9 protein-coding genes and 1 pseudogene (1 of these 10 only partly in view) are annotated in these 13126 nt (G+C 62.8%); 5 read left to right on the forward strand and 5 right to left on the reverse strand.

The window, feature by feature from the left end:
- From SIN04_RS18115 to SIN04_RS18125, 3 genes are all read left to right on the forward strand, one after another.
- Positions 1-100 carry the end of a DUF2760 domain-containing protein gene (locus SIN04_RS18115; RefSeq protein WP_134491475.1) on the forward strand. 515 nt of this gene lie to the left of the window's left edge, so only the last 100 of its 615 coding nucleotides appear in the window; the start codon falls outside the window, past its left edge; it ends in the stop codon at positions 98-100.
- A gap of 95 nt (positions 101-195) precedes the next feature.
- A complete protein-coding gene (locus SIN04_RS18120; RefSeq protein ID WP_134491477.1) occupies positions 196-2037 on the forward strand; it encodes an Hsp70 family protein in 1842 nt (613 codons plus the stop codon).
- A 63-nt stretch (positions 2038-2100) separates the two neighbouring features.
- Entirely contained in the window at positions 2101-4902 is a 2802-nt protein-coding gene (locus SIN04_RS18125) for a hsp70 family protein (protein ID WP_134491479.1), read from the forward strand.
- Positions 4903-5100: 198 nt separating this feature from the next.
- Here the strand turns inward: SIN04_RS18125 and SIN04_RS18130 are convergent.
- Positions 5101-5295, reverse strand: a pseudogene (locus tag SIN04_RS18130) (hypothetical protein); the annotation flags it as partial.
- A gap of 193 nt (positions 5296-5488) precedes the next feature.
- Between SIN04_RS18130 and SIN04_RS18135 the strand changes: the two are divergent.
- Positions 5489-5785 (forward strand): DUF3175 domain-containing protein, encoded by a 297-nt coding sequence (locus SIN04_RS18135; RefSeq protein WP_134491481.1) that lies wholly within the window; start codon positions 5489-5491, stop codon positions 5783-5785.
- A 1-nt stretch (position 5786) separates the two neighbouring features.
- Here the strand turns inward: SIN04_RS18135 and SIN04_RS18140 are convergent, their stop codons facing one another.
- The 4 genes from SIN04_RS18140 to SIN04_RS18155 all read right to left on the reverse strand — a co-directional run bounded on the left by SIN04_RS18140 (position 5787) and on the right by SIN04_RS18155 (position 10631).
- A complete protein-coding gene (locus SIN04_RS18140) occupies positions 5787-7064 on the reverse strand; it encodes a DUF763 domain-containing protein (RefSeq protein WP_134491483.1) in 1278 nt (425 codons plus the stop codon).
- A 92-nt stretch (positions 7065-7156) separates the two neighbouring features.
- Entirely contained in the window at positions 7157-7474 is a 318-nt protein-coding gene (locus SIN04_RS18145; protein WP_134491485.1) for a hypothetical protein, read from the reverse strand.
- Positions 7475-7734: 260 nt separating this feature from the next.
- Positions 7735-8292 carry a DUF4142 domain-containing protein gene (locus SIN04_RS18150; protein WP_134491487.1) on the reverse strand — a complete coding sequence of 186 codons (558 nt, stop codon included), beginning with the start codon at positions 8290-8292 and terminating at the stop codon, positions 7735-7737.
- Between the two features lie 380 nt (positions 8293-8672).
- Positions 8673-10631 (reverse strand): hybrid sensor histidine kinase/response regulator, encoded by a 1959-nt coding sequence (locus SIN04_RS18155; protein ID WP_134491489.1) that lies wholly within the window; start codon positions 10629-10631, stop codon positions 8673-8675.
- Between the two features lie 414 nt (positions 10632-11045).
- Here SIN04_RS18155 and SIN04_RS18160 point away from each other — a divergent pair, with 414 nt between their 5' ends.
- Positions 11046-13115: an ATP-dependent helicase gene (locus SIN04_RS18160; RefSeq protein WP_341264118.1), complete on the forward strand. Its 2070-nt coding sequence runs from the start codon at positions 11046-11048 to the stop codon at positions 13113-13115.
- Positions 13116-13126: the final 11 nt, after the last annotated feature.

The raw sequence follows: 13126 nt of genomic DNA on the forward strand, positions 1-13126 counted from the left end.
CCACGGATGGAAGGTGGACTGGGTGAAGCTGCCACGCCTTGCGGGGGCAAGCAGCGATCGGCTGCCCGCGATCGCTCCCGCCGAGGTCGAACTTCAATGACGGCGGGTTGCAACGCTCGCGGCTCGCGGCTTCTCGGCTCGCGTTCGCCTGGATTTTCCAATCATCTTCCATAACAAAGGACGCTGCGCTTTTCCATGAACCATCGATTCAGTCTCGGCATCGACCTTGGCACGAGCAACAGCGCGATCGCGATCTCGGAGGTCGAGAGCGGTCAGATCGAAGTCATCGAACTGACGCAGGTTCTGGGCCCCAACCGGATCGGCGACAAGCCGACCTTGCCGTCCGCCCTTTATATTCCCCACCCGGATGAGTTTCCTGAGGGCGCCTTCCCCTTGCCGTGGCGCGCCGCGGATCGTGGCGAGCCGATCATGGGCCATTTCGCGCTCGATCATGGCGCGCTCGTTCCAGATCGCCTGATCACCTCGGCAAAGTCATGGCTCTCGAACCCGCATGTTGATCCCCGGCAGGCGGTGCTTCCGTGGAAATCGGAGATCGGGGAGCAGAAATTGTCGGCGTTCGACTGCTCGCGCCGCTATCTCGAACATATCCGGGAAAGTTTCCGCTACGCCATGCTGAGCAGGGGCAGGGATATGGCTCTGGCCGACGCCGAGGTCGTGCTGACGGTCCCGGCTTCCTTCGACGACATAGCAAGGAACCTCACAGCGGAGGCGGCGGAAGCGGCCGGCCTTGGCAAGGTGGTTCTGCTGGAAGAACCCCTTGCGGCGTTCTACGCATGGACTGCGCAGGCCGGAAAGGACTGGCGCGCCGAGATTCGTCCCGGCGACATCGTGCTGGTCTGCGACATCGGCGGCGGAACGGCGGACTTCAGCCTCATCGCCATTTCGGAGAAAGATGGCCTCCTCGACCTCAACCGCGTCAGCGTCGGCGAGCATATCCTGCTTGGCGGCGACAATATGGATCTGGCGCTCGCCTATACGCTGCGTGCGAAGCTGGAGGCGGATGGCAGATCCATCAGCGATACGCAGTTCCTGGCGCTGACGCATTCCGCCGGCAAGGCCAAAGTCGCCATGCTTGAAGACGACGCTATGGCCGAGTTCCCGATCGCCGTCCCCTCGCGCGGGTCGAGCCTGTTCGGCGCCACCGTTTCGACGAAGCTCGACCGGCAAACGCTGGAACAGGTCATTCTCGAAGGTTTTTTCGCCCGTACCGGGATCGAAGATCTGCCGCAGAAGACGCGACGGGCTGGGCTGCAGGAATTCGGGCTGCCTTACGCGAGCGATCCAGTCGTCAGCAAGCATCTTGCGCGCTTCCTCACACGCAGCCTTGAGAACGTGCAGTCGAGCGAGACGCTGCGCGCCCTGATCGGCGAAAAGGCCCGTTCCAGGCCGTTTTTGACGCCGACCGCGGTGCTGTTCAACGGCGGGGTCTTCAAGGCGGCGTCGATAAGACGGCGCGTGCTGGAACTGCTGGAGAGCTGGAACGAGGGCGGGTCTGTTCGCGAACTCGCCGGCTACCAACCGGATCTCGCGGTGGCGAAGGGCGCATCGTTCTATGGCCGCAATCGCATCACCGGGAAGGGCATCCGGGTCAAGGCTGGCGCGTCGCGCTCATATTATATCGGCATCGAGACTTCGATGCCGGCGGTGCCGGGGTTCGCTCCGCCGCTGAAGGCGCTTTGCGTTGTGCCCCAGGGGATGGAGGAAGGCTCCGAGATCTTGATCGAAGGCCGCGACCTCGCTCTCGTCACGGGGCAACCGGCCGAGTTCCGGTTTTTCTCATCCGAAGTCAGAAGCGGCGATGCGCCGGGGCAGATCATCCCCGACGCTGAACGTGAATTGCTGGAAATCAGCCTCCTTGAGGTCGATCTGCCAGCGGTCGAGGACATTCCCGCGGGACAGCCCGTTCCCGTAAAGATCAACGCGGTCGTAACCGAGCTTGGAAATCTCGAGCTTTGGATGAAACACGCGAAATCCGACCGCCGCTGGAAGGTCGAATTCCAGGTCAGGACGGAATAGACTGCGAGCGCCGCCTGACCGCCGAGGCGCTCCCTTCCTGACAGAACGCGGCACGGACAGTCGATGGCGCAGCCAAAATTCAGTATCGGGATTGATCTTGGCACAAGCAACTCCGTGCTGGCGTTTTCGCCGCTCGGGCGCGAGGGCGGCTCGCAGGTTCTCGCCATTCCGCAGTGGGACACGCCCTCGACACAGATTGATTCCGCGACGCTGCCGTCCTTCCTTTATCTGCCGGAGGAAGCCGTCGCCGCGCAAATCCGGGACCGGGGCCTCGACTTCGGCGGATGGGTCGTCGGCCGGCTCGCGCAGCGCAAAGCCAGCGAAACGCCGGGGCGCGTCGCCAAATCCGCGAAATCCTGGCTCTGCCATTCCGCGGCCGATCGCTCCGCGTCATTTCTGCCCTGGGGATCGGACGCGCTGGCGTCGCAGGACAAGATTTCTCCCGTTGATGCTTCCGCGCTCATTCTCGGGCATCTTCGGGCGGCCTGGAACGCCGGCTTTGCCGGGCAAGGCTCCAGCTTCGCGTTCGACGCGCAGGACATCACGATCACCGTTCCCGCCTCTTTTGACGCGGATGCGCAGCGGCTGACGCTGGCCGCCGCGCAGCAAGCCGGCTACCCCGCCTCCGTGCGTCTTATCGAGGAGCCGCAGGCCGCCTTCTATTGGTGGCTGGAGCGGCAGGCTGGCGATTCGTGGCGGGCGCTGCCTGATCTCGACGGCGACGCGCGCCATGTACTGGTGATCGACATTGGCGGTGGCACATCCGATTTCAGCCTGTTCGAACTCCGCCGCGAGGAGGGCGCCCGCGAGCCGGTCATCAAGCGGGTCGCCGTTAGCGACCACATTCTGCTCGGCGGCGACAATATCGATCTCGCCATCGCTCATCTGCTCGAACAGCGTCTCACGACGGGCGAGGGCGGACTTTCGGCCGCCCAATGGGATCATCTGGTCGCCCGCTGCCGCTCGCTCAAGGAAAAGGTTTTCGGAGGCGAAGGCGCGCCGGACGAGATATTCACTGTTTCGATTCCGGCCCGCGGTTCGAATCTCTTTGCTGCTTCGCTATCCGCCGAGGCGTCGCGCACCGAGCTGGAGGCTCGGCTGCTTGACGGATTCTTCCCCGACTGCGGGGCTGCCGACCGGCCAAGGCGGGCGCTTGGCGCGATCAAGGAGTTTGGGCTGCCCTATGCCTTCGACGGGGCGATCACCCGGCACCTCGCCGCTTTCCTGCGTGGTCGCCCAGTTGTCGACGCCGTGCTCTTCAACGGCGGCTCGCTGCATCCGCGGCGCTTGCGGGAAAGGCTGCGCCAGCAGATCGGAAAATGGCAGGACGGGCGTCCGCCCATGGTGCTGGAGAATGCTCAGCTTGATCTCGCCGTCGCGCATGGCGCCGCCTATTCCGGCGCGCTGCTGCGCCAAAAAGCGCGCCGCATCGAGGCGGGCGCGGCGCGCGCGGTTTTTGTTGAAACGCACCGGGCGGCGGCGAATAGCGAAGGCATGGCGGCGCGGCTCTCGCTCGTTTGCATTCTTCCGCACGGGGCCTCGCCCGGACAGACGTTTGAACTCGCGGACCTCGATCTGCGCCTTCGCGTCAACACGCTCGTGCGTTTCCAGATCTATACCTCGACACGCCATGATGAAAAAAAGGTCGGCGACATTGTCGAACTGGTCCCGGAGGAGTTCCGCGCCCTGCCGCCCCTCGAGACGGCGGCGACGCTGGCCGGTCCTCTGAGCGGCGAGCCCGCTTCCACGATTCCTGTCGCGCTGGACGCCGGCGTGAATGAATTGGGCTTGCTGCAGCTGTCATGCCGCAGCCTCGCCCCCGGCATCGCGCAGTCATGGCCGCTTGAATTCAATCTTCGCCCGCTTGAGGACGATTCACCACCGCCGGTGAGAGAGCCCCCGGCGCCGGGGCAGGCGGGATCTGGCGTCGCGCCGGACGCATTGGCTGAGGCCGGGCGACTGATCAGAACGGCGTTCACGCCGTCTCCCCGTAAAGGCGAGAAGCCGGGCGCGCCAAAACTCCTTCACAGTCTGGAGCAGGCTCTTGGCGCCGCCAAAGGCGATTGGAACGGGGTCCTGTTGCGCGACCTGTGGACGAGCCTTGAAACCTGCGAAACCGGCCGCGCGCTTTCAGTCGAGCACGAAGAGGCGTGGTTGATGCTGGCGGGTTTCCTGCTGCGCCCCGGCTTTGGAGTCGCAAGGGATGAAACGCGCATCGATAGCCTGTGGCGGATTCGCGGAGAGGGGCTGCGCTTTCCGGGTAAGCGGACCAAGCTTCAAGAATATATTCTGTGGCGGCGGGTGGCGGGCGGCCTTTCGCGGGAACGGCAGGAACTTTTGCTTTTGGCCGAACAGGACAGGCTTTTCCAGCAAAAAAACGCGCCGCCCGAACTGATCCGCATGGCTGGATCTTTTGAGCGAATCGGCGTTGAGCTCAAGGCGGATCTGATCGGGCGCTTCATTGAGACGGCTGTGGAGCTTGCATCGCAGAAAAAGCACTGTGCGCCTTACCTCGCGGCGCTCGGCCTCCTCCTCAACCGCGCGCCGCTTTACGGTGGTCCGGAGACCATCGCCTCGCCGGCGCTTGTGGAAAAGGCTTACGAGGCGTTTCGCCGATTCGATTGGAGCGATCCGGAATTCGCGGAGGCGCAGGCGCTGTTCCAGCGCGCCGCCCGCGCCCTGGACGACCGCCGCCTCGATGCGCCGGCGCCCTTGCGCAACAAAATCGCCGACAAATTGGAAAAGTGCGGCGTAGCAGCTGTCAAGACCGGCCGTCTCAGGACTGTCGTGCCGGTTGAGCGCGCGGAGCGCCTGAGCGTTTACGGAGAGGCTGTACCCCCCGGATTGATCCTGAGCGGCGATTGAATTTCGCAAGGCGGATCAACGCCCCGGCGCCCGTTCGCTCCTCGATGAGCAACACGCCGGGAGCAAGGAGGCGTCGAGGCCAAGCCTCCCCGCCTCCTGCCGGGCCGCCGCCGTTTAGCTGTTCTTGTGACTCTGTTGGCCCGCCTTCACATGCTGTTCGTGCGTGCCGCCCTGAGACGAGCCGCTGGGCGATCCGCCCTTATGGCTTTGCTCTCCAGCCTTCACATGCTGTTCATGAGTGCCGCCGCGGGACGAGCCGCTCCCACGTTCGCTGCCGGATTGGCCGCCTTCACGACCCTGAGCAGACGAGTCGGTCGTATTCTTGTGGCTCTGTTCGCCGGCCTTCACGTGCTGTTCGTGCGATCCGCCACGGGTATGCTCTTCCTTTGCCATTGCATCATCCCTTTGAAGATTATTGTGATCAGACCCGGGTATAACCACTCGGTCTGGCCCTCCTAACCGGGCGCAATCGAATCCGTTCCGGGCGGCTCAGCAAAATAATCTGTGTTGAAAACGGGCGCACGATTGCGTGGAACGGATCGCCCTGAACGCGGGTTGCCCAGTCGCGCATACGAGGGAGACAGCCATGTCCGAGCGAAAGCGAAAGACGCGCAAATGGTCGGCGGAGGTCACGCAGACGAGCGACGCCCTGGATCTTGAGACGGGAGTTTTCAACAGCGATGATCCGGCGCACATCGCGCGATCGCTCAAGCGCTCGGCGGAGCAAAGCGGCCGGCGAAAATCCTCACCGTTCCGTTCGGCCATGTCGATGCTGACGTTTTATCTCAACAGGGCCGGCAAGAACTTGAGCGCGGCCCGCACAAGGAAGCTCGACGCCGCCAAGGTTGAATTGCGCAAGCTATTTGGCCGAAAGCCGGACTAGATCATGCGATCGTGCCGGCCTGATCCGCGCCATGCCCGTCTGGGCCCTCCCAGCCGAAGACGCTGCGCCCTCCGTAGGAATGCGAGAGCCTTAGCTCTTCGGCGATCAAAACTTCTACAGGGCGATCCGAAGCGCGAAGCTCGATCCCTCGAGCCTGATCATCGAGCCGCTTCAATGCCGCAAGCTCGTCCTCTCGTCCGAGCTTTGCGTTCCTGACAGCGGACTTCAGCACCTGGATCGTCTGATCGTAAACCTTCAAAGGAACAGGAAAGGGATGCCGGTCCTTGCCGCCGTGCGCAAAGGAGAAACGCGCCGGATCGGCGAAGCGGCAGGGCGTCCCGTGCAGGACCTCAGCGACCATAGCCAGCGCGCGCACGGTGCGCGCTCCAACGCCGGGGACAAGCAGAAGCTCGGCGAAATCGGCGGGGCCGCGATCGGCCGCGGCGGCGAGGCTGGCGCGAAGACGCGGCGCCAGCACATCGCTCGCGCGGACATCATGATGGGCTGGCATGGTCAAATGCGGCAGAACAAGTTGATCCGGCGCACTTGCCTTCGGGTGTGTTTCTGGCCGCCCTTCAATGAACGCGGCGCGCCGCGCGATGGCGTCTGGGCCAAGCAGCCGCAGAAGATCGAGTTGACTGTGGCGTGACGCTTTTGCGCGGCGGTCTGTGAGATTGACGATCTCGCCGCGCCCGGCGCCTTCGATGGCGGTATGTGGCTCTTCGACGAAACTCGTCAGCCCTTCCGACAGCCAATGATACCGGCGCGCTTGCTTGCGGTTTTCATTCATGCCCTGTTGAACCACGACCCAATGGCCGTCGTCGGTCACGATGAATCCGTGGAGATAAAGGTCGAAGCCGTCCTGCAGGGCGGCGCTGTCGACCTTGGCGACGAGCCGGCTGGCGGTAGCGAGGGCCGACCCGTCAAATCCAACGCGCTCGCCGATCGCCACAAGCTCATGCGGCGTTTGGCGCGAGTGCTTTCCGCGGCCGCCGCAAACATGAATCCCGAGTTCGCTCGAAAGGGGCGCCAACCCGCGCTTCAGCGCGCCGATGACGCTTGTGGTAACGCCCGAGGAATGCCAATCCATCCCCATGACCGCGCCGAAGGACTGAAACCAGAAAGGGTGCGCAAGACGCCGCAGCAGTTCGTCGCGGCCATAGTGATGGATGATGGCCTCGCTCATGACGGCGCCGAGGCGCGTCATACGATCCGCGAGCCACCTCGGCACATGGCCGCCATGTAACGGCAGATCAGCGCTTCCACCTCTTCGCGTCATGACTGGGTTTCCGCGGTCATTGGGCCTTCGTGTTCACGAGCAAGGAAGAATCTGCCAGCGATTGTGGGTTACGTCGGCTGGCCTCCGACCGCCTAACGGCAGTGAGAATATCCAATCAGAATGAGGATGGGAGGAAAGCCGCGGACGACGCCGTTCGGATCGCTGCACCAGCGCCGAGGCATGTCCCTATCTGTCGTTGGATTATAGTCGTAAATTGAGCAGTCGAGGTTGACGTCTCCGGTTGCGATACGAAAGTGCTCTTTGCCGGGGTCGGCGTCGCCGCTTTCCCACTGAGCGACATATTTATCGTTCGAGCAGGTTACTTGAAAGAGGTACACATTCGCCTTTGCGGCGGCGGGCGAAATCAACACCGCCGCGCAGATCAAAATGGCTTTGCCGAAGTCGCGCATGGGCATCCCCAGAAGAACGAACCCTCCCGGCTTGCCTAAAGCCCGGAATCAGTCAAGGCATCATCCCCCCGATCGATGATCTTTGCCAGCGGCATTCGGTTGATTTGAACGCGATTTGACTGCCCCTTTGTCACGACGCTGCGAGGCCGCCTGAAGCCGCCTCGCCAGCTGCCTTCAAAGATCCGCGGCATGCCTGAAGGAGGCGCGCCTTCCGGTCCAGGATCACACACGGCTCGAACCGATTGTCCCGCCGCGCGTCGTCAGGGCGATGCGACACGATTGCGGTTCAAATCCTGCGCCATCTTCAGGTGCTCTTTCAGCGTCGGGAGCGTTTTGGCCGCCCATTGCTTCAGGGGTTCGCTATCGCCGCCCTTTGAATAACGCTCGAAGAGGTTCACGGCGTCTTTGTGCGCGGAGATCTGATCGTCGATATATGTCTTTGCAAAGTCTGCGCCGCTCAAGGATCTCAGCTTGTCGAGCTTCTTTTGATGAGAGTCGTCGATGGCCGATGGAAGAGCGGCCTTGACCGAACCATTCCGGACGAGGGAATTTAGCTCATTCGACGTTTTGGTGTGATCGGAGATCATTCGGTCGGCGAATGTTGCGGTTGCGCCTTGCGCCTTCTGCTTCGCGAGTTCGCTCGATTGAATCTCGAACATGTCGCTGCGCGCAACTTCGTTGACGAAATCGGCTGTCGTCGGGCTAACGCCCAACACTTCATTAACTCCCGTCTTCTCCGCCAGCGTCTCCGCCGACGCGGCCCCGCCAAGCAACAGAGCCACAGCTCCTGCAAGGCCAATACTGATCGTGCGTTTCATGATCGCTCCCTGACATGAGAAAAAGATCTGCGGGACGAATGCCTGAGGAAACGTATGGTTCCGGCTCTACCGCCTGAGGGCGCGTCTCCCTCAAGGCGGCGATAACGACGCGCCGGCGCCGCTGGAGCCGGATGAATTCGGATGACATCGCGCCGCGTCTCCCTCCAAAGCCGCAATCCGTCCCGCATCGATCCGTTGGAGCAGAACGCCAACCGAAAACCGGATTCCACTTTCCGGCATCATGCTATGATTTGAAGGGTCATACTTCGAGCCAGCATCGGAATTCGTCTACACAGCGGCTCCTGTTGTGATGATCCACAGCTGGGGCGAAGGCGCGGCCGCATGCTCATCGAGCGCAGGGAGATCGGCAGCCTGGAACCTTAGCGGTCAACGCGCCGGCGGTTCGCCGCGAGCGCGTCAGCGATCGCCCGCATGAGGTCGTCTTGCCGGAACGGCTTTGAAAGACGCGGCAGATGCACTGTGTCGGCTGAGCTTAGCTCCGCATATCCCGTGGCCAGAACAACCGGCAGCGCGGGCCACTCCGCTCTGATCGCGTCGGCAAGCTGTGTCCCTGTCATGCGCGGCATCGCCTGGTCGGTAATGACCAGATCGACGCTCTCGCGCCGCAGAATACTGAGCGCCTGCCTCCCGCCGGAAGCTTCAAACACCGTATGCCCAAGATCTGCGAGCATCGCGGCGGTGTTGGTCAGCACGAGAGGATCATCGTCCACGGCGACCACGACGAGCCGGCTCACCTCCCGGCTGTTTTCCAACGTTGGCGGCTGCTCGTCGTCACTGGCCGGCGCGGCGGCCCGTTGCGCCACGGGGAGCCAAAGCTCGGCGGTTGTGCCTTTGCCCTTCTGACTTTTCAGGGCGAGCCGCCCACCGGATTGCTCCGCCAATCCGTGGACCATGGGCAGTCCGAGCCCCGTGCCCTTACCTATGCCCTTGGTTGTGAAGAAGGGCTCCATGGCGCGCGACAGCGTCGCCTCGTCCATGCCCTCTCCCGTATCTGTCACCGAAAGACACACATAAGCGCCGCCGGCCAGCCCATTTTGGGAGGCCCCCGAGACGGTTTCCGCCCGCGCCGCGATAATGATCACGCCGCCTTCCGGCATGGCGTCGCGGGCGTTCACCGCAAGATTCAGCAGGGACAATTCCAGCTGGTTGGTGTCGGCCTGGACAGAAGGTAGAGCGAGCGGGAAGCGGGTCTCGATCGACATGGCGGGCCCGAGCGAGCGCTGCAGAAGATCGGTCATTCCCCGCACGAGGGTCGGCAGATCGACCGGCTCCGGCTTCAGCTCCTGGCGGCGGGCGAAGGCGAGCATGCGCTGCGTCAGCGACGCCCCCCGTTGCGCGGCCTGCATCGCATTGTCGATCAGAGAGGTGAATTTGGGCTCGTCCGGCAGCCTTTTGCGGACCAGTTCGAGGCTGCCGAGAATCGCCATCAGCAGGTTGTTGAAATCATGCGCGACGCCGCCCGTGAGCTGCCCGATGGCGTCCATCTTCTGCGATTGAAAGAGCGCCTCGCGGGCTTCCTCGATGGCGCGTTGAGCCTCCCGCCGCTCCGTAATATCGCGCGTGATTTTGGCGAAGCCGATGACCGCGCCGTTCTCGTCGCGGATGGCGTCGATGACCACATTGGCCCAGAAACGGGTGCCGTCCTTGCGGACGCGCCAGCCCTCTTTCTCGAACCTGCCCTCGCGAGCCGCGGTCTCGATCGCCCGCTGAGGCTCTCCCTTTTCAAGATCCTCCGGCGTATAGAATTTCGAGAAATGCTCGCCGATGACCTCCTCGCGGAGATAGCCCTTGATCCGCTCGGCCCCCAGGTTCCAGCTGCTCACATGGCCTTCAGAATCAAGCATAAAGATCGAGTAATCGGTGACGCTTTGGACGAGGATCCTGAACTGCTCTTCACTGCGCTTCAAGGTTTCCTCAGCGAACTTGCGTTCGGTAAGGTCGCGGGTGATCTTGGTGAATCCGAGCAACTCGCCTGACGGGCCGCGGATCGGATCGATGACGACATGAGCCCAGAAGCGAGCGCCATCCTTGCGCACCCGCCAGCCTTCAGTCTCGAATTTTCCTTCCCTCGCGGCGGTATCGAGCGCGCGTCTTGGCAGTCCGGCGCGCCGGTCCTCCTCTACATAGAAGCGCGAAAAATTTTCGCCGAGAATTTCCGAAGCCTCATATCCCTTGAAGCGTTGCGCGCCAGGGTTCCAGCTCGTCACCACGCCTTCCGGGTCGAGCATGAAAATGGCGTAATCCGTCACCGCGTTGACGAGGAGGCGGTATCGCCCGTCGTCCATGGCAGAGGCGTCGAACCGCTCGAGGTTATCCATCAAGGGTTCCTTTCCGCCCGACGACGCTCCTAGGCGCGGAGAATGGCGACCGACGCGGAACGTTCCGCCTTTTGTTTTCGCGTAGCGAACCCACGCGGCGGCGCATTGGCTTTCACCCTCAATGTCGCAGTGACGCCAAGCAATCTGGCGGCAGGTTAAAGCGCGGGGATCATCGCGCTCAACTTTAGCTTTGAAATTATGGTTTGCAACGCCCTCGACCTCTCGCTCATTTGAGGCTTCTCGTTTCGAGCGGATCAAGATGATCCCTTACTAACAAGGACCCGTCGGCCCCGTTGACCGGATCTGTGGCCGGAAAAGCCAGGGCCGCCATGCGGTCAATAAACAGACGGCGATTGCGAACAAAACAGGAATCTGCGATCGTGCATTTTTCAGCCAGAAAGATGATTCGAATCCTTGCCCGCTGCCGCCGCCTATCTTGAAGCGCTCAATCCTGAACAGCGCCGCGCCGTTGAGCACGGTGCCGGTGCGAGGGATTGCGCGCCGCTGCTCGTCATCGCTGGGGCGGGATCGGGCAAGACCAACACTTTGGCGCATCGCGTCGCGCATCTGATCGTCAATGGCGCCGATCCGAGGCGCATCCTGCTTCTGACTTTCTCCCGGCGCGCGGCGGCCGAGATGACGCGCAGGGTCGAGCGCATCTCGCGCAAGGTGATCGGCGATAGCGCCGGCGTCATGACGGACGCGCTCGGTTGGGCGGGGACATTTCATGGCGTCGGCGCCCGGCTGCTCCGCGACTACGCCGAAGCGATCGGGCTTGATCCGGCATTCACGATTCATGATCGCGAGGATTCAGCCGATCTCATGAATCTGGTGCGGCACGAGCTTGGTTTCTCGAAGACCCAAAAACGCTTCCCGGCCAAGGGCGCATGCCTTTCGATCTATTCGCGCTGTGTCAACGCCGAACTTGCCATCGGGGAAGTCCTTGGAGCGTCCTTTCCATGGTGCCTCGCCTGGACCGCGGAACTTAGCCAGCTGTTTGCCGCTTACGTCGAAGCAAAGCAGCGCCAGAACGTTCTCGATTACGATGATCTTCTGCTCTACTGGGCGCAGACGATGAGCGATCCCGCGCTCGCCGCCGACATCGGCGAGCGCTTCGATCACGTCATGGTCGATGAGTATCAGGACACCAACAGGCTGCAATCCTCGATACTCATGGCGCTGAAGCCGACCGGCCGCGGGCTCACGGTTGTCGGGGATGACGCGCAGTCGATCTATTCATTTCGCGCGGCGACGGTGCGCAACATTCTCGACTTTCCAGGCCAGTTCAGCCCGCCGGCCGAGATCGTGACGCTCGATCGCAATTACCGCTCGACGCGGCCGATCCTCGCCGCCGCCAACGGCGTCATCGATCTGGCCGCCGAGCGATTCACGAAAAATCTCTGGACTGACCGCAATTCGCAGCAGGGCCCGCAACTCGTCGCTGTTCGCGATGAGGCCGATCAGGCCCGCTACATCGTCGAACGGGTGCTCGAAAACCGCGAGAGCGGATCGACGCTGAAGCAACAGGCGGTCTTATTCCGCACGTCGCACCACAGCGGTCCGCTCGAAGTGGAGCTGACCCGCCGCAACATTCCCTTCGTCAAATTCGGCGGGTTGAAGTTCCTCGACGCCGCCCATGTCAAGGATATTCTGGCGCTGCTGCGCTTTGTCGAAAATCCGCGCGATCGCGTCGCGGGCTTTCGCGTCATGCTACTGATGCCGGGCGTCGGCCCGGCGTCGGCGCAGCGCGCGCTCGACCATATGGCGGCGGCGTCCGATCCGATCGCCGCGCTTGGCTCCGCGCCCGCGCCGCCGCGCGCCAGCGTGCATTGGACCGCATTTGTCGCGACGGTCATGGCGCTGCGCGGCAGAACCGCCGGGTGGCCGGCTGAGCTTTTGTGCGCGCGGCTTTGGTACGAGCCTCATCTTGAGCGGATTCACGAGGATGCGACGCCGCGCCTTGCCGATCTCGTGCAATTGGAACAGATAGCCGCCGGCTATCCCTCGCGCGAGCGGTTCCTGACGGAGCTGACGCTCGATCCGCCCGACGCCACCAGCGATCAGGCGGGCCCGCCACATCTCGATGAAGATTATCTTATCCTTTCGACAATTCATTCCGCCAAGGGGCAGGAATGGAAATCCGTCTTCGTGCTGAACGTCGTCGACGGCTGCATGCCATCTGATCTTGGCGCGGGGACTTCGGACGAGATCGAGGAGGAGCGCCGCCTGCTTTATGTGGCGATGACCCGCGCAAGGGATGATCTGCATCTCATCGTGCCACAACGCTTTTTTACGCATGTGCAGAACGCGCGGGGCGACCGGCACGTTTACGCCTCGCGAACGCGCTTTATCCCGAATGCGCTGTTGCATCTGTTCGAGCGTACGGCCTGGCCGACGGCGGCGGCGGGGGCCACCGTCGCGCGCGGCCCGGCTGTTGGCGTTCGAATTGACCTCGGCGCCCGTATGCGCGGCATGTGGCGATGAGGAGGCAGGCG

The sequence above is a fragment of the Methylocella tundrae genome (assembly GCF_038024855.1).
Taxonomy (GTDB): Bacteria; Pseudomonadota; Alphaproteobacteria; order Rhizobiales; family Beijerinckiaceae; genus Methylocapsa; species Methylocapsa tundrae.

Bases quoted from the DNA above. Each gene is read 5' to 3' on its own strand.
- SIN04_RS18120 (WP_134491477.1), top strand. From the start codon at position 196: ATGAACCATCGATTCAGTCTCGGCATCGACCTTGGCACGAGCAACAGC.
- SIN04_RS18135 (WP_134491481.1), top strand. From the start codon at position 5,489: ATGTCCGAGCGAAAGCGAAAGACGCGCAAATGGTCGGCGGAGGTCACG.
- SIN04_RS18145 (WP_134491485.1), bottom strand. From the start codon at position 7,474: ATGCGCGACTTCGGCAAAGCCATTTTGATCTGCGCGGCGGTGTTGATT.
- SIN04_RS18150 (WP_134491487.1), bottom strand. From the start codon at position 8,292: ATGAAACGCACGATCAGTATTGGCCTTGCAGGAGCTGTGGCTCTGTTG.
- SIN04_RS18125 (WP_134491479.1), top strand. From the start codon at position 2,101: ATGGCGCAGCCAAAATTCAGTATCGGGATTGATCTTGGCACAAGCAAC.
- SIN04_RS18155 (WP_134491489.1), bottom strand. From the start codon at position 10,631: ATGGATAACCTCGAGCGGTTCGACGCCTCTGCCATGGACGACGGGCGA.
- SIN04_RS18140 (WP_134491483.1), bottom strand. From the start codon at position 7,064: ATGACGCGAAGAGGTGGAAGCGCTGATCTGCCGTTACATGGCGGCCAT.